This window comes from Anseongella ginsenosidimutans, from assembly GCF_008033235.1.
GTDB lineage: Bacteria > Bacteroidota > Bacteroidia > Sphingobacteriales > Sphingobacteriaceae > Anseongella > Anseongella ginsenosidimutans.
The window spans coordinates 1,354,139-1,373,693 of the sequence record NZ_CP042432.1; the positions used below are offsets into that span (position 1 = coordinate 1,354,139).

At 48.5% G+C, this 19,555-nt stretch carries 16 protein-coding genes and 1 pseudogene; 13 read left to right on the forward strand and 4 right to left on the reverse strand.

Annotated elements, in window-relative coordinates; genetic code table 11:
• Positions 1 to 63 precede the first annotated feature (63 nt).
• Positions 64 to 1,191 (reverse strand): endo-1,4-beta-xylanase, encoded by a 1,128-nt coding sequence (locus FRZ59_RS05715; protein ID WP_132128340.1) that lies wholly within the window; start codon positions 1,189 to 1,191, stop codon positions 64 to 66.
• A gap of 125 nt (positions 1,192 to 1,316) precedes the next feature.
• Between FRZ59_RS05715 and ubiG the strand changes: the two genes are divergently transcribed.
• The 3 genes from ubiG to FRZ59_RS05730 are packed head-to-tail and all read left to right on the forward strand — an operon-like array spanning position 1,317 to position 3,167.
• The gene (gene ubiG / locus FRZ59_RS05720) at positions 1,317 to 2,117 is read left to right on the forward strand and encodes a bifunctional 2-polyprenyl-6-hydroxyphenol methylase/3-demethylubiquinol 3-O-methyltransferase UbiG (protein WP_132128341.1); all 801 of its coding nucleotides are present in this window, start codon (positions 1,317 to 1,319) and stop codon (positions 2,115 to 2,117) included.
• 16 nt (positions 2,118 to 2,133) lie between these two features.
• The gene (locus FRZ59_RS05725) at positions 2,134 to 2,721 is read left to right on the forward strand and encodes a Crp/Fnr family transcriptional regulator (protein WP_132128342.1); all 588 of its coding nucleotides are present in this window, start codon (positions 2,134 to 2,136) and stop codon (positions 2,719 to 2,721) included.
• Between the two features lie 59 nt (positions 2,722 to 2,780).
• Positions 2,781 to 3,167 (forward strand): FMN-dependent NADH-azoreductase, encoded by a 387-nt coding sequence (locus FRZ59_RS05730; protein WP_132128343.1) that lies wholly within the window; start codon positions 2,781 to 2,783, stop codon positions 3,165 to 3,167.
• Positions 3,168 to 3,303: 136 nt separating this feature from the next.
• On the opposite strand, the gene FRZ59_RS05735 is transcribed toward FRZ59_RS05730, so the two are convergent.
• A complete protein-coding gene (locus FRZ59_RS05735) occupies positions 3,304 to 4,119 on the reverse strand; it encodes an IS3 family transposase (protein WP_132130828.1) in 816 nt (271 codons plus the stop codon).
• 14 nt (positions 4,120 to 4,133) lie between these two features.
• Positions 4,134 to 4,415: a transposase gene (locus FRZ59_RS05740; RefSeq protein ID WP_132130829.1), complete on the reverse strand. Its 282-nt coding sequence runs from the start codon at positions 4,413 to 4,415 to the stop codon at positions 4,134 to 4,136.
• A 69-nt stretch (positions 4,416 to 4,484) separates the two neighbouring features.
• Here FRZ59_RS05740 and FRZ59_RS05745 point away from each other — a divergent pair, with 69 nt between their 5' ends.
• The 3 genes and pseudogenes from FRZ59_RS05745 to FRZ59_RS18880 form a co-directional block, all read left to right on the forward strand.
• Positions 4,485 to 4,769 (forward strand): NAD(P)H-dependent oxidoreductase, encoded by a 285-nt coding sequence (locus tag FRZ59_RS05745; protein WP_147698246.1) that lies wholly within the window; start codon positions 4,485 to 4,487, stop codon positions 4,767 to 4,769.
• Positions 4,770 to 4,932: 163 nt separating this feature from the next.
• Positions 4,933 to 7,125, forward strand: coding sequence for a TonB-dependent receptor (locus tag FRZ59_RS05750; RefSeq protein WP_225975212.1), 2,193 nt, complete (start codon positions 4,933 to 4,935; stop codon positions 7,123 to 7,125).
• A pseudogene (locus FRZ59_RS18880) lies at positions 7,089 to 7,358 on the forward strand (TonB-dependent receptor domain-containing protein); the annotation flags it as partial. The gene FRZ59_RS05750 and the pseudogene FRZ59_RS18880, both read left to right, overlap by 37 nt.
• A gap of 16 nt (positions 7,359 to 7,374) precedes the next feature.
• Here FRZ59_RS18880 and FRZ59_RS05755 read toward each other — a convergent pair.
• Positions 7,375 to 7,596: a hypothetical protein gene (locus FRZ59_RS05755; protein WP_132130507.1), complete on the reverse strand. Its 222-nt coding sequence runs from the start codon at positions 7,594 to 7,596 to the stop codon at positions 7,375 to 7,377.
• A gap of 142 nt (positions 7,597 to 7,738) precedes the next feature.
• On the opposite strand from FRZ59_RS05755, the gene FRZ59_RS05760 reads away from it, so the two are divergent.
• The 7 genes from FRZ59_RS05760 (at position 7,739) to FRZ59_RS05790 (ending at position 19,549) form a co-directional block, all read left to right on the forward strand.
• The gene (locus tag FRZ59_RS05760) at positions 7,739 to 8,965 is read left to right on the forward strand and encodes a hypothetical protein (protein WP_132130506.1); all 1,227 of its coding nucleotides are present in this window, start codon (positions 7,739 to 7,741) and stop codon (positions 8,963 to 8,965) included.
• A 4-nt stretch (positions 8,966 to 8,969) separates the two neighbouring features.
• Positions 8,970 to 9,536, forward strand: a complete 567-nt coding sequence (locus tag FRZ59_RS05765) for a YdeI/OmpD-associated family protein (RefSeq protein WP_132130505.1) — start codon at positions 8,970 to 8,972, stop codon at positions 9,534 to 9,536.
• Between the two features lie 308 nt (positions 9,537 to 9,844).
• On the forward strand, positions 9,845 to 13,036 hold the full coding sequence (locus FRZ59_RS05770; protein WP_207910349.1) for a SusC/RagA family TonB-linked outer membrane protein: 3,192 nt from the start codon (positions 9,845 to 9,847) through the stop codon (positions 13,034 to 13,036).
• Between the two features lie 12 nt (positions 13,037 to 13,048).
• Positions 13,049 to 15,091 carry a RagB/SusD family nutrient uptake outer membrane protein gene (locus FRZ59_RS05775; protein WP_132130504.1) on the forward strand — a complete coding sequence of 681 codons (2,043 nt, stop codon included), beginning with the start codon at positions 13,049 to 13,051 and terminating at the stop codon, positions 15,089 to 15,091.
• 26 nt (positions 15,092 to 15,117) lie between these two features.
• Entirely contained in the window at positions 15,118 to 15,918 is an 801-nt protein-coding gene (locus FRZ59_RS05780; RefSeq protein WP_132130503.1) for a DUF3823 domain-containing protein, read from the forward strand.
• 1 nt (position 15,919) lies between these two features.
• A complete protein-coding gene (locus tag FRZ59_RS05785) occupies positions 15,920 to 18,103 on the forward strand; it encodes a hypothetical protein (RefSeq protein WP_207910348.1) in 2,184 nt (727 codons plus the stop codon).
• 198 nt (positions 18,104 to 18,301) lie between these two features.
• On the forward strand, positions 18,302 to 19,549 hold the full coding sequence (locus tag FRZ59_RS05790; protein WP_132130502.1) for a GDSL-type esterase/lipase family protein: 1,248 nt from the start codon (positions 18,302 to 18,304) through the stop codon (positions 19,547 to 19,549).
• Positions 19,550 to 19,555: the final 6 nt, after the last annotated feature.

Sequence of the window (19,555 nt, forward strand, 5' to 3'; positions counted from 1 at the left end):
CATGTTTTTTGCAAGTACTGACTATATATTATCAAGCGATGCCTTGTGATCGCAATACGGGGTTTATTTTGCGATAAGGGAATCCACCGCCGCTTTAGGCCGGTTGTTCCTGTCGAACAGCAGCGGATAATCCGTCCGTCCCCTAACCGGCCAGTTGTTACGCCAGGAATAGCCGTCGTTTACTCCCCACAGAGTAACCCGGGAGATCTTGTCCTGGTGCTTTAAGAATAAGTTAAAAAAGCTTAAATACCGTTCGGTTGATGCCCTGGCAATGGAATCAGGCAGGCCGGCGGCATAGGGGTCCAGCTCCTGCCGGTACTTGAAATTGCTGGAAATATCTGCTCCGCCAGTTCCCCGAGGCTGCGGCAGGACGGTAATGTCCAGTTCCGTTATCATGACCTTTACTCCAAGTTCAGCAAATGCAATGATGCTTTTCTCGAATTCGTCCAGCGAGGGATACTTTAAGCCAACATGGCCCTGCATGCCTATTCCGTCGATTTTAATCCCGCGGCGCTGAAGCTTTGTGACCAGTGCCGCAACTGCTGCTCTTTTGGCAGGATTGGCCATGGAATAGTCATTATAGTAGAGTTCGGCTTCCGGGTCGGCCTGGCGGGCAAACTCAAAAGCCAGCGCTATGTACTCTTCACCGATAATTTCGTAGAACTTGTTTTTCCGATATGAACCGTCATCCAGTATCGCTTCATTTACTACGTCCCAGGAATGCACCCTTCCTTTATAGCGGCCAACGACTGAAAAGATATGATTCTTCATCCGGCGGATCAGTACCTCAGCGGAAACCGGGTTTCCAGACCTGTCGGTAAAAAACCAGTTGGGCGCCTGGGAATGCCAGATAAGCGTGTGCCCGTTAATAAACATTCCATGTTCCTCTCCCCAGGCCACAAAACGGTCGGCGGGCAGGAAATTGAACTCGCCTTCCCGCGGCTGGATAATCCGGCTTTTCATACAGTTTTCTGCTACGATAGCATTAAAATGTTTTTTTACCACTGCCAGTGAAGCTGTATCCCTTCCGCTAATCTGAAACTGGTTCAGCGCCGTGCCGATATAGAATTTGCCTTCCAGCGCTTCCTTCAGCGAAGCCGAAGTTCCGCGTTCCTGGGAAAAACAAGCAGGCTTGCAGGCAACCAGTAAGATCAATGCAATCAGTATACTTCTATGTTTTCTTTGATCCATTTTTCTGTTATTACGAATTTACCAGTTAAGTGCAGTTTTTGGAAACAATCTCAAAGTTGAATATATCAAGAAATTTTTAGGTACCTTGTATAGGATCCAGCAAATGAAATCCTAAACCAAAAAAAATGGAAAAGATCGATCAGGAAGTTTATGGCCGGATAAACAACGATGTTTACCAGACCCAGGGCGATACATGGTGGAAGCCCGACAGCATTTTACACCTTCTGAAAACCTCAATTAATCCGTGGCGGGTGGGCTACGCCGCTAAAGTTTTAAAGAAACTGGATATAGACCCCCAAGGCAAAACAGCCCTAGAAGTAGGCAGCGGAGGCGGAATACTGACGGAAGAAATCTGCAAAATGGGATTCACTACCAGCGGCATTGAACCTGCAGAGGAATCGCTGCATGCGGCCCGCAACCATGCAAATGCCGAAGGGCTGGCCATCACCTATGAAAAAGGCTCCGGTGAGCAGATCCCTTTTCCGGACCAATCGTTTGACTGCGTGTTTTGCTGTGATGTGTTAGAACACGTGCGTGATTTGCCGAAAGTGATTTCTGAGATTTCAAGAGTGCTGAAACCCAGGGGCGTTTTCATTTATGACACGCTTAACCGGACGTTTATCAGTAAGATGGTAGCCATTAAAATATGGCAGGAGTGGAAACGCTGGGCATTCATGCCGCCCAATCTTCATGTCTGGAAAATGTTCATCAAGCCCGGTGAAATAAAAGACCTTTTGACTCAAAATGGTTTTGAGTGGCGGGAACATGTAGGTTCAGAACCGAACGTGCCACTTCCTAAAATGCTGGGTTATCTCAGAAAGCGTACAAAAGGAGAGTGGACCTATGCCGACCTTGGAAAGAATTTCCGGCTGGTTGAAAGTAAAGACATGAACATACTTTATGGAGGGTATGCGATAAAGAAATAACGACGATAATTTTAAAGTGAAAAACAGGTTAATTCATAACATTCAGTCGATCATAAGTTTAACCGCCCTGGAGGTAGAATTGCTGAGTTCTTTCTGGAAAGAAAAAAAACTGCTAAAAAATGAGTTTCTGTTTAGAAATGGAGAGACTTGCCATTACGACAGTTTTGTAATATCAGGAAGCTTAAAGGCTTTTTATATTCATCCGGACACGGGAAAAGAGGAAATATTATTTTTTGCGATTGAAGACTGGTGGGCTACGGATTTGGATAGTTTTGCTAATAAAACTCCGTCAATTTATAATATTCAGGCGCTCGAAGATTCTGTTTTGCTGCAGGTCCATTTCGATTCTTTAGAGAAATTATTGGGCCAGATTCCTAAGTTGGAAAGATATTTCAGATTGATCCTGCAAGGATATATTACATCCATTCAAAAGAGGATCATTCAGTTTAACGCACTGACTGCTGAAGAAAGGTATATTGATTTCACCAGAAAGTACCCGGATATTGTCCGAAAAGTTCCTCAATACCTTATCGCTTCATATTTAGGGATAACTCCCGAATTTTTAAGCAGGATAAGGGCTAAAAGATCTTCTGCTATTTCTTAAACTACATCAATAGGTCCGCGAAAACCGGATTCTACTTTTGCTTAAACAAAATTTAAGCAATGAAAAAAATACTGATTATCAATGCAAGTCCGAGAAACGGAAAATCGCATAGCAGAAAGTTAACTGAATTATTCGTTAAAACCTGGGTAAAACGTTATCCGGAGGACCTTTTTACTTACCGTGAAGTTGGGTTAAGTTCTATCCCGCATATTACAGAAAGCTGGATTGCATCCGCATTTGTTAAAGTTGAAGATAGAACCGAAGAAAATCAAAGACCCCTGGAATTCAGCAACGTCCTTGTCAGGGAGTTGCAGGCTGCTGACATTTATGTTATCGGGACTCCGATGTATAACTGGTCAATTCCAAGCGGACTGAAAGCTTATATCGACCAAGTAATGAGGATTGAGATACTCCCCATTTTCAGGACCAATTTCTCTAAATCTTAATTGAATTTATAGTCATTTGTTGTTGTAGCGGTGTGGGGTTGTGGTAAACTCGGAGAGTTTTCCACAAATCCACGCCTTTTTTCTCTTTTGGTTCTTTTCTCTTTTTTGCCCATGATCTCCCATTTGTGGATAACTCTCATGCTGCTTTGCCCGTCAGGTACAAACTGGCTGGTTTTCTTCGTCCGATCCCTTGATGGGATTTATAAAAGTTATAACGGTGGAAAAAGGCACGAAGTCCTTGTTCCAGTTCCCATCCGTCCAGCGCCGGGTTCAGGTACACGTATTCGTACTTTACCGTACGCCACAGCCGCTCAATGAACACGTTGTCAATCGCTCTTCCTTTGCCGTCCATGCTGATCTTGATGCCCAGCTGCGGAAGAAGCGATATCCATTCCCGGCAGGTAAACTGGCTGCCTTGATCGGAATTAACGATCTCCGGTTTTCCGTGCCGCTTCACCGCTTCTTTTACCAGTGAACAGACCCACTCGGAGGTCATGCTGTTGGAAAGGCTCCAGGCCACCACAAAGCGGCTATGCAGGTCAATAATGGCGGCCAGGTACATGAACCCCTTTTTCATTGGGATGTACGTTATATCCACAGCCCACACCTGATTAGGGCGTTCGATCTTCAGGTTCCGAAGCAGGTAGGGCCGGATGTATTCGGCCTTGCCCAATTTGGTCAGTATACGCCGGGGATATTGCGCCCGGATGCCCATCTTGCGCATTAACCGCCGGATCCGCTTGTGATTCACCTGGAGGCCCTCATCCCGAAAGTAATCCTGCAATTGCAGCACGCCTTCGGTCGGGTATTGCAAATGACGCTCATCCATCCTCCGCATCAGCGCAAGGTTTTTTTCTCCTTCTCCGACCGGGGTGTAATAAATTCCGCTGCGGTGAAGTTCCAGCAACTCACACTGCCGGCGCACGCTCAATCGATGGGAAGGTGTGATCATCGCTCTACGATCGGTTAATGGAGCTTTTTCAAGCTTTTTTTTAAAAAGTCATTTTCCAGCTCCAGTTGGCCGATCTTAGCATACAGCCGGTCGGGATCCACCTGTTCTTCTTGATCCGCCTCTTTGTCAAACACGTGAGCGGACTTTTCCAGAAACTCCTGTTTCCACTTGCTGATCATTACCGCGTGAACTTCGAACCGCTGAGCCAATTCTGCCAGCGTTTCCTTTTCCTTCAGCGCTTCCAGCGCCACTTTGGCCTTGAAGGCCGAACTGAATTTTCTACGTTTTCCTTTCATTGTTACCACGAAGTTAGTTACTTATTTTTTTAACTTAACCAGTGGTCCTGATTTTGGGGAGTATTACAGATCAACGAAACCTGGAAGTTCAGGTCAGGGCAACCTGATGGAAACTACGTTGGTTTACTGAAAAATAAAAAGCTATATATTTTATCAAGCCGGGGAGACAGCGGATACGGTGAAGGAGAGCCCAATGTTCATATGAATTTTCAAACCACGTATTTGAAAACAGTTTTTAATATTATGGGCGTGCAGGATATAAAGACGGTTTCCCTTGACAATGAAGAATACGGAGGCGAACACTTTGCAAAATCGCAACGTGAAATTTATGCTCAGATCGCGAATATGAAGTGAATGCCGCCTTTGCCCCCCCGATTGTCGTAAAGCGCGCTGCGGATAAGATCGCCGGATCTCAGGCCAGAATATCCTGTTCAATAATTTTATTTGGAATTAGTTTAAATAAACTTTTTCTTTGCTGTCCAATTGACTTATACGATTTGATCCTATAACAGCAGAAATGAACCCTTCAAAACTTCTTCTACACATCGCCTTGTTGCTGATCATCCCCTTCACTTCTTCAATCGCCCAGCAGAAACCGGCGGCCACGCTTCGCGGGACCGTCACCACATCTGACGGCCAACCGGCTGCGGGGGTGACGCTCCGGTTGAAAGATAAAAATAACGGTGCGGCTACCGGCGAAAACGGAGAATACCGGATCGCGATTAGCGAAGAAGGAACCTATACCGTTATCGCCTCGGCAGTGGGCCGGCAAACTGTGGAAAAGACCATCAGGATAGACGGGCCGGGAACCTTCCGGCTTGATTTCGTACTGTCAGGAAATGCGGAGCAGTTGAAGGAAGTTGTAGTCCTTTCCGGCAGGGACGTCAACAAAATAGATCGTTTTGCCGCCAAAATGCCGCTTACCAATCTTGAAAACCCGCAGATATACAATACGGTTTCATCAGAGGTCATGAAACAGCAGGCAATCGTCAATTTCGACGACGCCATGAGGAACGTGCCCGGGATTGTGAGAACCTGGGAATCCACGGGCCGCGGAGGGGACGGAGCCTCCTACTTCGCATTAAGGGGCTTTGATGCACAGCCGGTATTGTATAACGGCTTGCCCGGCCTCACGAGCGGCAACCTGGACCCGGCTGGTGTTGAAGAGATCCAGGTACTTAAAGGCCCATCGGGTACGCTTTTCGGCGGCAGCTTTTACAGCTACGGCGGCATTATCAATACCATAACCAAGAAACCTTATTTCACTACCGGCGGCGAAGTGGCTTACCAGGCAGGGAGTTTTGGGTTGAACCGCGTAACCCTTGATTTTAATACGCCCCTGGGCGAGCAGGAAAAAGTGGCCATGCGCGTCAATGCCGCTTATCATACCGAGAACAGTTTCCAGGACGCGGGTTTTAAAGAATCATTTTATGTGGCCCCCTCGCTGGTTTACCAGGTAAACGACCGTCTGTCATTGCATTTGAACGCGGAGATCCTCCAGGAGGAAAGGGCCTTAGCGTCTATCTTTTTTCATTCGGACCGGGTAAGCCCGCTTGACTTCAAGAACATTGCCGAACTGAACCTCAATAATGAATTATCCTTTACCAGCGATGAGCTGACCATCAAAAACCCAAGGTATAACCTGCAGGCGCTGGCAGTTTACCAGTTGTCCTCTGAATGGACTTCCCAAACGGTCGTGTCCCAGGGAAGGGTCCGGTCTGACGGGATCTATTCCTATATCTGGGATGATGATCCGGGCAACGAGTGGTTCAGCCAGTATTTCCATAACGAAGACCAGGTAACCAATACCCTGGACATCCAGCAGAATTTTAACGGAGATTTTAATATCGGTGGAATGAGGAACCGCGTGGTGGTGGGGCTGGAATATTTCAACCGGCAGGTAACGGACCAGGGGTCGGGATGGGCAGTAGGCAGGAAAGTAACCCCCTGGGGTGATGTGGCGCCTCCCGCCGACACCCTGGAAACGGTACCCATGACAGCCGCTTCCATAGACGAACTCCTGGCCGGGACAGGTACCACCAACAGCGATATCGCGAACAGCTCATACAGCGCCTATTTTTCCAACGTGCTGAATGTTACTCCTCAGCTCATGGCAATGGTGAGCCTCAGGGCTGATTATTTTGATTCCCGCGGAGAAAAGAGCGCCGAAGATGATGATTACGACCAATTCGCGCTTTCGCCCAAATTCGGCCTGGTGTACCAGCCTGTTCCGGATAAGGTTTCCCTTTTTGCCAACTACATGAACGCCTTCATTAACGTGGCTCCCCGGCAGGTCTTTGATGAAGAAGGCAATTACCTGAGTACCCGGTCGTTCAAACCCGAACATGCCAATCAGCTGGAGTTCGGCGTAAAGGCCGGCCTGTTTTCGGACCGGTTATTCGGTACCCTTTCCGTGTACAATATCAGGGTGAGCGACCGCGTTTACCCCGACCCCGCAAATACCTTTAATTCCGTTCAGGGCGGAACCGTCAGAAGCCAGGGTTTCGAAATAGATATCCAGGCACATCCGGTAGAGGGCCTGAACCTGCTCGCCGGCTACAGTTACAACGATATAGAGACCGTGGACGGCAACAATACCGATTTTTATTCCGAACCGGGCCGGAGCCCGGGGGCCAGGGGCCGCAGAATCTCGCTAATTTCTGGGCTACCTATACCTTCACCCGCGGCCCGGTCAGGAATTTCGGCATAGGGCTGGGAGGAAACTACGGAAGTGAGTATAAGGTGATCGATAACAGCCAAACCGGTGACTTTTACCTTCCGGCGTATACGCTGCTGAACGCCAGCTTGTTCTATAATTCGAGCCGGTTCCGTGTGACATTTAATGTAAATAACCTGACCGACGAGGTTTACTATACCGGTTACTGGTCGGTTAATCCACAAAGGCCCAGGAACTTTATCGCAGGTTTTGCTTACAAGTTCTGAGCTTCCGGAAAGTTGCTTATCGTCTTCTGAAGTATTTTAAATTGACGTCCGGGTCGAAGGCCAGATCATAATCGCTCCTGCTGCCGGTAATATAGGACGACCATTCGCGGCGATTGAACACGGCCGAATTATAGAAATAGATATGGCCCGGCGCAATGCCTCCGACGCTTTCCGCTTTTTTCCTGGTTGGTTCAAGGACTTTCAGCGCGGTAGACAGCCTGATCCGGTCAAGGGACATCAGCCCATTTTTGAAATCGCGGGAGGCGTATGATTTTATCGCAAGTATAAGTTGACATTAAACGAATTCGATTTCCTGTGCATTGCCGGACAGTAAATAGCGAAGGCTTTCTTATATTAGGGCGAGTATATGCAAATTAGCTATGAAGGTTTTCTTATTATTGGCGTTAATCTGTTTAAGTACTGAAGGTCGTGCGCAGGGAACTATTAAAAGTATCCGTGACTTCGGCGTTTTGCCGGATAATGACGCTGCAATAAATACAAAGAATCTTCAAAAGGCAATTGACTGGGCAACCGAATACGGAGCGGCGTTGTTTGTGACGCCTTCGGATAAGCCCTATCCGGTTAACAGCGGCATCATATTAAAAAACAATGTGTCACTGATAGGGGTACATGGCCCCACGCCACGTGGAACCAGGCATCCTTCGGCCAAAACACCGGTAGGAAGTGTATTTAATATCCTTGATGATAAGCATGCCTTCATCACCGTAGAATCAGGTACGCAGCTGAAAGGGATCCAATTCTGGTACAGCCAGCAGGAACTGGATGATCCGGCCGGGATCATTAAATATCCTCCGGTGATAAAGGTAAGCGGCTCTTCCAGCACACAGGGAGTGACCCTGTCCAACCTGACTTTTTATGGCGAATACATCACGATGGATTTCAACGCAAAAAGCGATGTTCCCTGCGAATTGATTTTGATAGAGCATTGCTACGGCTATCCGCTGAGCGGGGAATTCATTCGTATTGACTATTGTTATGATATACCCCGAATACTGCATTGTCATGTGAACCCCGCCATCATGCGTAAGATCGGGCTGCACTTAAGCAAGGCAGTTATTGATCATGTGGTGAACAATAAAACCTTTGCGTATACTATTAACCACACGGATAATGCCCAGCTGATGGATGTGTTTACCTTTGGCACCTGGGGAGGCATTCTTCTCGGCGAAGAAAGTTACGGGCAGCTCACCAATTTTAATCTGGACTGTGTGGCGGTAGGGATCCATAAAAAGGGATCCCAGTCTAAAAACAGGAACTGGATGATCGCCCAGGGGTCCATTATTGCTAATGCGGGTGAAACGGCGGAAGAAACCCATCCTTTTATTATAGAAGGAGAAGGGCATACCGCCATTTCCAATGTGGAAGCATTTTCCGGTGATAACCCGGCCCTGACCAATATTGGCAAGTCCTCCGACTATATGCTGGTAAAGGGAGACAAAAAGCTGACCGTCTCAATGGTGGGCTGCAGGATGCGGAATTACACCTCAGACGAACCGCTTACGATAAAAAATCCTCATGCCGTGCTGCAGGCCGTAGCATGCTTTGACAAAGAGGAGAATTTATATAATATTACTATTTCAAAATAGCGTTATGACTTCATCTGACAAATGGCAGGAAGAGCTGGGCCTCTTGCACTCCATTATGCAAAAAACCGGGCTGGTGGAGACCACTAAATGGGGCGGGCCGGTGTATACCCATAAAGGCAAGAATATACTGAGTTATGGCGGGTTCAAAAATCATATTGCGCTGGTATTCTTCCAGGGAGTTTTTTTAAAAGACCCCTATAAGGTCCTTCAGAGCGCCCAGGATGGGAAAACCAAAGCCATGCGGCAGTGGCGATTTACTTCCGCCGGCCAGATCGACGAAAAACGGATCCTGGAATACGTTAAAGAGGCTATCAGGAATGCGGAGGAAGGAAAGCAGCATAAGCCGGAGAAATCCGAACCCATCTCCATGCCGGAGCAATTGAAGGACGCGCTCACGCAGGATAAGACCTTGAAATCGGCTTTTGAAGCGCTGGCCCCGTATCAGCAACGGCTGTACATGGAACACATCGCCGGCGCCAAACAGGAATCCACGAAGCATTCCAGGCTGGAAAAGATAAAGCCCATGATTTTGCAGGGCGTAGGCTTGCATGACAAATACAAGAATTCTTAGCTGGAGGAAGCCTCAGATCCAGCCTGGTCATCATTGACATCTGCGCCTTTTTTAATATTATTATTTAAAGCACCTTGGTTTAAAGTGCCCTTATTCCGTTTGTACTTGACATTTATCAAAACGCCTGTTAGCTTTTGCTTCTACCTGCAACTGGCCAGAAATGCCTGATAACAGATTTTACGACATTTGAAATGGCAGGTGTTCATTTTTTGTACACCAAATCGTTTTGCTAAATCGATTTTAAATTTTAACTTGTATCAACGGAAGATTATCATTGACAGACTGAGGATCAACCTAAACCATAAGCGATGGAAAAACAAAGGTGTCTCACACTAGCCGCGTTCATGGTATTTATGCAGGTCAGTACCGGAGGTTACGGTCGGGAAATCACGCTGAACTGGGAAAATACCCTCATTAGAGAATCAAAAGCTGCTTCCCACCCCGGGGAACGTTTCCAGGAGACTGATGTCTCGGGTAACGTGACAAATGTCCTTGGGGAGCCGCTCCCCGGGGTAAATGTACTTGTAAAGGGTACGGAAACCGGCGTTTCGACCGATCAGGAGGGTCGTTTTTTGCTAGAAGATATTCCTGAAGACGCTATCCTGGTGTTCTCCTTCCTTGGGTATAAAACGCGTGAAATAGCGGTAGCCGGGCAAAAGGAGATTAAACTGACGCTGGAGGAAGATCTGCAATCCCTGGAAGAGGTCGTGGTAGTAGGTTACGGGACCCAGAAAAAAGCAACCCTTACCGGTTCGGTAGCTTCGATCAATAATGAAGAGATCACGACCACCAAAAATGAGAATGTTCAGAACATGCTTACCGGTAAGATTCCCGGAGTAAGAGTTGTTCAGCGGACAGCAGAGCCGGGCAGCTTCAATAATGCCTTCGATATCCGGGGAATGGGAACACCCCTGATCGTAATAGACGGCGTTCCGCGGACCATGGCGGATTTTCAACGTCTGAATGCAGACGACATTGATAATATTTCGGTTTTGAAAGATGCTTCGGCTGCAATTTACGGCGTGCGTTCAGCGAACGGTGTCGTGCTTATTACCACCAAACAGGGGGGCAACCGCAAAAGCACACTTAGCTATGACGGTGATTTCGTATGGCAGTTTCCGTCAGGCCTACCCGAAACGGTGGATATCTTCCAGTATATGACCCTGCGGAATGAGCAAGCCATGCATAATATAAACGGCGGATCGCCTGTTTTCAGTGACGAGGAGTTTGAAGCCTATCGCAGCGGGGAAAAACAAAGTACTGATTGGTATCCATTGGTATTCGCCAACTTCGCTCCCCAAACCACACACAACCTTAGCGCATCCGGAGGAAATGAAGACATACAGTACTATGTAGGCGCCGGCTATATGAACCAGGGAAGTTTCTTCCAATCTGATGATCTGAATTACACTAGATATAATCTCCGGTCGAATATTACCGCGAAAATTGCCAAGCGTTTTACCTTGGAAGGTGGCATTAACCTGATTACGGAAACGCAAAATCGTCCATATCAGGATTCCTGGTGGATCATTCGCGGTTTTTGGCGACAGGGTCCACAAATTCCGGCCTATGCCAATAATGATCCCAGCAGGTTGTATCACGGGTTGATAGAAGGGGATAACCCGCTTTCCTTCATGGATAAAGACGTTGTGGGTTACCGGAAATTCACGAATAGCTGGATACAGCCTACGCTTGGTCTGCGGTACGATATTCCCGGGGTAGAAGGACTCTACGTCCGAAGTCTGTTCAGCTATGACTACAGCATGGATAACAGGTCCTATTTTCAGCAGGAATACGAGCAATACAGGTACGATGAAACTACTGATACGTACACCACATTTACGAGACAGTCTCCTAACAGGATAGCCCGCGAGGCCTATTTTCGTTCCCAGCTTTTATCCCAGACATCGCTCAATTATTCGGGCACCTTTGATCAGCACGAGATCAGCGGGCTTTTAGTATGGGAAGCCCAGAAAAGGAAAGGGGATAACCTGATCGCCCAGCGGGATCTAGGGCTTCCGCTGCCTTACCTGTTTGCCGGAGTACCTCTGGGACAGGTTGCGCGGATGAACACTGGCGAGAATGACCTGTATGAAGATGCCAATATGGGCCTTGCCGGAAGGATCAATTATTCCTGGGCGGGCAAGTATCTGGCTGAATTCCTTTTCAGGTACGACGGATCTTCGAAATTTGCAAATACCTATCAGTGGGGTTTTTTCCCGGGCGCATCAGTAGGGTGGCGCATTTCTGAGGAAAGCTTTATAAAGGATGCGGCCGGCCTGGCATTCATTGATCAGTTAAAGGTCCGTGCATCCTATGGTCTTACCGGCGATGACGGGGCTTCTACTTATCAATGGATCGCCGGATATAATTACCCTTCCTCATCAAGCAGCCGGAATTTTACCGGAGGTTATGTGTTCGACGGTAACTTTATCGCCAGCGCCAACAGTACTGGCATCTCAAACCCCAATATTACCTGGTACACTGCCGAGACATTTGACGTTGGGCTCGATTTCGAAGGTTGGGAAGGCCTTTTCGGGTTAACGGTCGATTATTTCAACAGAAAAAGAGAAGGTCTGCTAGCTCAAAGAAGCGGCGGCATTCCCACAGTAGTGGGCGCAGCGCTTCCAGAGGAAAACCTGAACAGCGATATGACTTACGGTTATGATCTGGAGATACGGCACCGAAATACCCTGGGCGATTTTTATTATGACCTGACAGGCATTGTTTCCTACACACGTATAAGAGCCATGTACGTGGAAAGAGGAACTTACGGGAGCTCCTGGAGCAACTGGAAGGACAATCAGGACAACCGGAACCAAAACCTTTGGTGGGGGTACGAAGGCGATGGCAGGTACGAATCCTGGGAAGAGATCTGGTCGAGCCCTGTATATATAGGCCGCGGTACGCTCCCGGGCGATTACCGGTATGAAGACTGGAACGGCGACGGTGAAATAAACGGATTGGATAGTCACCCTTTCCAACTGAGTTCTACCCCCTGGCTTAATTTCAGCCTCATTGGCAATATTGCGTTCAAGGGGTTTGACCTTAATTTTCTTTTCCAGGGTTCCGCCTTATCCAATGTTCAGTATCTGGAGCAGCTTCATCAGCCGTTATGGGGTAATAGTGAATCGGCCGCTATGGTCCAGTTTATGGACCGGTGGCATCCGGCGGATCCCAAAGCCGATCCCTATGACCCTGCTACCGAATGGGTCCCTGGTTATTATGCCTATACCGGAACTCTGTCTGACATTAATTCATCGTTCAATGCGGTAAACGGCGCCTACCTGCGCCTGAAAAGCATTGAACTGGGCTATTCCCTACCGGCGGAAACGGTGAAGAGGCTTGGCATGAGCAGTGCGCGCATCTATGTCAATGGGTATAATCTGTTTACTTTCACGGAGGTGAAATATATAGATCCGGAACATCCAAACGATCTGTGGGGTTACCTCTATCCATTGAACAAAACGGTGTCGGCCGGAATAAATGTGACCTTTTAAAAACCTACGGAAATGAAACAATGCTATTTGCTGTTTATATTGATGTCGGTAGCCGGATGTTTGCTGCCTTCTTGTCAAAAATATCTGGATATACCACCTAAGAATATTGTCCAGGATAAGGATATTTTCTCGGGCACGGAAGGAATGATGCTATACCTCTCCCGGATGTACAGCCAAATGCCCTTTGAAGACTTTAAATATTCGCCGGCCCGACAGTTCTTCGACGATTGGCTGGTAACGCCCGGCACCAGCGAGGGTACTTCCATTGGCCGCGATGCCGGCGCTGCCATGACATCGGAAGGATGGGCTAGGAACGGTGCTTATTGGGTGCGGGCCTTCAATTTGCTGCGCGACGCCAATTACCTGCTCAGCAATCTGCCGGCCTACCAGGAGAACTTTAGCGAGGAGGAATATAATCATTTCCTGGGCGAGGGCCACTTTGCCCGCGCCATGGTGTTCTATGCACTGGCCAAGCGGTATGGCGGAGTACCGCTGATAGCCGACGTGCTTGAATATCCCGAGAACTCCGCCGCGGAACTGGAAACGCCGCGCGCTACCGAGGAAGAAACCTGGGGTCAGGTACTCGCCGATTTTGATAAGGCTATAGAATATCTGCCGGAAACCAGCCCTGTGCGTGGATATGCGAATAAATACGTGGCACTGGGATTCAAATCCGAAGCCATGCTGTTTGCCGGAAGCGTTGCCAAATACAACAAGATCACGGGCTTCGGCCAGAAAACCAAAGTAAGGGTCATCGGCTTTGATCCGGGAACGGCCGCCGCGGCCTCGAAGAAGTATTTCACTGAAGCCTACCGCGCCGCCGATAAGGTCATTGAATCCGGATTATATTCGTTGTACATGAAGAAATGGGTTGCGGGCGATAAGGAAGCTCAATACCAAAACATGGTGGACATGTTCTTCGATACCTCAAGCCCGGAAAACATTTATGTGAAAGAGTACAAGTATCCTGATCTTGCCCATGGGTACGATTCCTATAATATTCCGCGCCAGCTCATGGGCGGTAACGGGTATTCTGCAGGGAACTGCCCGGTACTCGATTTTGTAGAGCTGTTCGACGGGTTTGAAAAAAATTCCGATGGTACCATCAAGGTGCTGGACGAAAACGGGCACTATCTGTTGTTTGATCAAGCCATTGGAATATTCGCAAATGCCGAGCCACGGCTTCGCGCTTATGTAATCTTGCCGGGCGATGAGTTCAAAGGCGAGCAAATAGAAATTCGCCGGGGAATTTATACGGCAAGCGCTGAAGGGGGAATTGATCCCATTAGAACAGTAAACGGTGTAACAGACTACAATCTTTCCGGCCCGGCAAATTACAGCCAGGTAGACGCCTACACGGCTTCTGGTGATTTTTCCGGGAATAAATCATTATTTCTTTCACCCAACGGGACCACTCATGAAACGGTGACACTAGCGGGCGGAACCGTCATGAACGCGGGCGGTAAAAGCGGTCCGTTCACCGCTGACAGGACCGCGGCCTATACCGGCTTTACTGTACGCAAGTGGCTAAACCCAAATATGCCCCAGGCGCTGGTGCTGGAAGGGCGTTCAGAACAGCATTTCATATTAATGCGATACGCCGAAATACTGCTCAATGCCGCCGAGGCTGGTGCCGAACTCATATTAGCCGGAGAAACGACGCTGGACGGCGATAACCTTGAGGCGGTCGCCTATGATGCCATCCGGTCCATCCGCGAGCGCGCGGGCGCCGATCCTTTAATTACACCGCCCAACCTTGAGCTAATTCGCCGGGAACGCAGGAAGGAACTGGCTTTTGAGCATAAGATACTTTGGGATATCCGTCGTTGGAGAACCCAGCATTCCGACCGGTTGAATGGCCTTACCCAGCAGGACGGAGCTTACTACAGGGGGCTGTACCCCTTTTATTCGACAGATGCAAATGCATACTTTTTTGACGCCGGGTTCGAAGAAAGCCGGACCCGTTTCCGGATGACCGAACAGGAATATTATCTCATGATACCAGCGGATGAGGTTGCTAAAAGCCCCGTGATCGATCAGCAGCCCGGCCGTTAGTTCCGGATGAAGTAAAACCATAAGATATGAAAAAGTCATTGCTTGTTTTGATCTTACCCTTGCTAATGTCTGTTTATTCATGTGAAATAGATAATTATGAACCGCCCGGGGAAACTTTAAAGGGCAGGGTCGTGGACGCAGCTACAGGCGAACTGGTACTCACCGACCAGGGAAGCGAAGGAACGCGCATCCGGATGCGCGAACTCAGCTGGGAAGAAGCAGAGCCGGAGAACCTCGATTTCTATTGTATGAAAGAAGGGATTTTTCAAAATACAAAGGTATTCCGCGGCTTTTATAACGTACGGGCAGACGGTGCATTCATTCCTCTGATACGGGTAAACACAAGCGGAGACACCCTGGCCGACGAGTCAATGAACCTTCAAATAGAAGGGTTAACCGAAATAGAGTTCAGAGTACAACCTTTCCTGAAGTTAGAATGGGTAGGTCAGCCAACGGTAGAAGACGGGAAAGTAACCGCTACGGTTAAAGTGAGCAGGGCGGTGAGTCCCGAAGATTTTAGGGCCAAAATTGAGCCCATGGGAGGATACAGCGATGATTTTCTGAATGTGACCGATGTGCGCTTGTTTGTTAGTCAGGTTCCTTATGTAGGTTACCGCGACTGGGATAACCGCTATTCGACAATTGTCGAGTATGCCGGAGATTCCTTTGAAGCCTTACTGGGCGAGCCAGTTACCATTACTACCCAGGGGACCATTCCGCCCGGCAGGACCGTTTTTATACGAGCCGCTGCAAGGATCAACTACGCAACGGAAAACATTCGGCGCCATAATTATAACGAAGCGATCAGAGTAGATATTCCCCGATAATATGAGAACTATTTTCCTTTACAGCCAGCTATTCTTTTTTTCCGTGGTTACTTATCTGCCTGCCGCAGCCCAGGAAATGAGCGGCCAGCCGCGGGAGAAAACCGCTTTCCAGATCGCCGCTCCCTGGAAGGCAGTCTATGATATCCGGTCGGACGTAGCCATCGTGTATGGTGTTAACGATACCGATATACCGTTCGCTGAAAGGGTAGCGCTGTACCGGCAAAAGGGCTATGAAACTCATTTCATGACCGGCATTGCCTGGGGCCAGTACCAGGATTATTTTTTGGGCGAGTATGACGGAACAAAGCATCTCGATGAAGGGCAGGTGGAACGTGATGGCGATACCATATGGCACGGAAAAAATGTCCCTTATATTGTGCCATCCGCTTCATTCCTCGATTACCTGAAAACCCATGTAAAACAAGCTATTGACGCTGGGGTGACCGCCGTCCATCTCGAGGAACCCGAGTTTTGGGCACGGGCCGGTTATAGCGAGGCCTTTAAAAAAGAGTGGAATAATTATTACGGTTTCGCCTGGATGCCCCAGCATGAGTCGCCCGAGGCTACTTACCTTTCGTCGAAACTCAAATACGAATTGTACTATAACGCGGTAAAAGAAGTTTCCGCCTATGTGAAGGAGTACGCCAAAAGCCAGGGGAAAAATATAAGGTGTTATATTCCCACCCATTCGCTTCTGAACTATTCGTCCTGGCAGATCGTAAGCCCTGAAGCCAGCCTGGCCAGGCTGAACACAATTGACGGGTACATTGCCCAGGTATGGACAGGAACATCACGGGAACCCGTGTACTTTAACGGCCTTGAAAAAGAAAGGGTTTTTGAGAATGCTTTTCTGGAATACGGGTCCATGGTGTCCATGACGGCTCCAACGGGGAAAAAGCTTTTCCTGCTGACTGACCCCATTGAAGATTGGCCCCGTACCTGGGAGGATTATAAAGAAAATTACCAGGCTACTTTTACTGCCCAGCTGCTATATCCCGGTGTGGCCAGCTATGAAGTAATGCCCTGGCCCCAGCGAATCTACCTGGGCAAGTTCAAACTTGAGAATAACGATACCCCACAGCCAATTTCTCAGGCCTATGCCACGCAAATGCAGGTAATGATAAATGCGCTGAACCATGTGCCGCTATCAGATAATAAATTGAATGGGAGCCAGGGCATTAGCGTGCTGGTGGGAAATTCAATGATGTTCCAGCGGTTCCCCACCCATAATGGCTATGAAGATCCGCAGCTGTCCAATTTTTACGGAATGATCATCCCACTGGTGAAGCGGGGCATTCCCGCATCCATTATTCATATGGAAAACCTGGACACGGAATACGGACTGAAAAACACCAAAGTGCTGATCATGTCCTATGCCAATATGAAACCGCTATCTCCCAAGGTGCATGAGTACCTGGCTGACTGGGTAAGGAAAGGTGGCATCCTTTTGTACTATGGAAAAGATACGGATCCATTCCAGCAGGTGCGGGAATGGTGGAATACCAATGGAAATACTTACGAAGCGCCATCGCAGCATTTATTTGAACTTTTGCAAATTCCCGCTGCTACCGGAGATGGCGAGTATGAGGTGGAAAATGGCAAAGTGGTGATCAGACGGAAAGATCCGAAAGCACTGGTGCTGCAAGCCGGAGGGGATGAGGAGTTCATGCAACTCGTCCGCACTGCGTACCAGAAGGACGCTGCCGCTGGCAAGCTGATGATCAAAAATAATTTTTACCTGGAAAGAGGTCCTTACCTGGTTGCCGCGGTAATGGACGAACATCAGGACAAAAGCTCCTTGACAATCGAAGGGCCGGTTATTGACCTGTTTGACCCCGAATTACCCGTTCTGGCGGAAAAAGAGGTGCCGCCTGGTACCCAGACTTTCTTGTTCGCACTGTCGGCAATCGATGATATGCAAAGGCCCCAAGTGCTGGCCGCCGCTTCCCGTATATACAATGAAAAAAGTACTGCAGACAGCTATTCTTTCTTAACCAAAAGCCCCGAAGGAAGTCATAACGTCATGCGGATTTTATTGCCCTCAGCGCCCTCAGAGGTGACTATTTCAAAAGCCGGAGATCATGTGAAAACGGAATTCAGCCAGGAATGGGACGCAGTAACCAATACTCTGAAGCTCGAATTCGAAAACAGCAGCAAGGGAATAAACGTTCATCTGCGGTTTTAAGTTTTTCAGTTGGGATACGTTCTCCCCTGTCATCGCAATTCTGTCGTCGACTCTCGCCTGGTCCAGTCCTGTTTGGATTAATGTGTAAGCGGCAATAACATCTGAGTAGAGAAAAGTGCCACTTTTTATCTTCGCGCAACTTTTTATCTTTGTCCGGCGTCCTGTTGGACATGTGAAAAAATTATACCCTAAACCACAATGTTAAAGCACCGGCTGTTACGCAGCACTTTCGTATCAATCTGGATTTTATTAGTTAGCAGCTGCTTCCAGGCGGCCGCTCAAAGCCCGGGCAATTTTCCGCCGCTGGAGTTCAGGAAAGGGGAAAGGATCGTTTTTCTTGGAGGTTCTCTTTTCGAAAATGAACTGAAAGAAGGATACATTGAATTTGCCCTTGCTACCCGCTGGCCCGGCCGCGAACTTACGTTCCGGAACCTTGGCTGGACGGGCGACAATGTTTTTGGCGAGGCGCGCAGCACGTTTACTTCCACGCCTACGGCTTACCAGCAGCTTTTTCAGCAGATCAGAAGCACCAGGCCTGATTACGTGCTGATTGCTTATGGAACCGTGGAGGCGCAAAAAGGATCCGCGGGGCTTGACGCATTTAGCAAAGGGCTTGAAGTGATAATAGACTCGGTAGATGCTTTGGGGGCGCAGACGATCCTGCTCTCTACCATTCCTGTGAAACTTGCCGGTACGCCGGAAAACACGGTGATACAGAATAAGTACCTTAAAACCTACAGCGACGCTATTTCCGGAATCGCTTCAAAACGAAAAAAGCGATTTATAGATCTCTATACGCCGGTTTCGCAGCATAAAGGAGCTATTTATGCTTATAACGGCATCCATTTGAATGATGAGGGCTATTATTACCTTGCCGGGCTGCTTGAAAAGGCGTTTGGCTGGCCAGCCCGGGGCGAAAAGGTCGCGATTGATGCGGCGGCGAACAGCGGCGGGGCGAACAGTGGCAGCGGCGAAAAAGTTGAGTTCAGCATCGAAGAAAAGCTGCTGCCCCTTCCTGTACCGGCTTCGTCACAGGAAACTTCGAAGGCTTCGTCCCAGGGAACTCCGGCGCCGGCTGATCCTTCGGTTTCCGTTTCCATTCAAATCAGGGGCCTGAAGGCGGGGCGTTATATGCTAACGGAGAATGGTAAAGAATTACTCACTGCCTCTGCAGATGAATTGGCGAAAGGAATAACACTTGATAAAGGTGTTTCCCAGGAGCAGTCAGCAAGGCTCAGTGATTCCATTGGCAGGAAGAATAACCTGTTTTTCCAGCAGTATCGTCCACTGAACAGAACCTATATCCTGGGATTCCGGGAGTATGAACAAGGCAGGCATAAAAAGGGCCTCCAGGACCTCGGGTTAATAATCACACGGGTGGAAGAGGAAATTCACCAGCACTGCAAACCAGTTAAGAAAAACTACGCACTCAGCCCTGTAAAATGACATTCG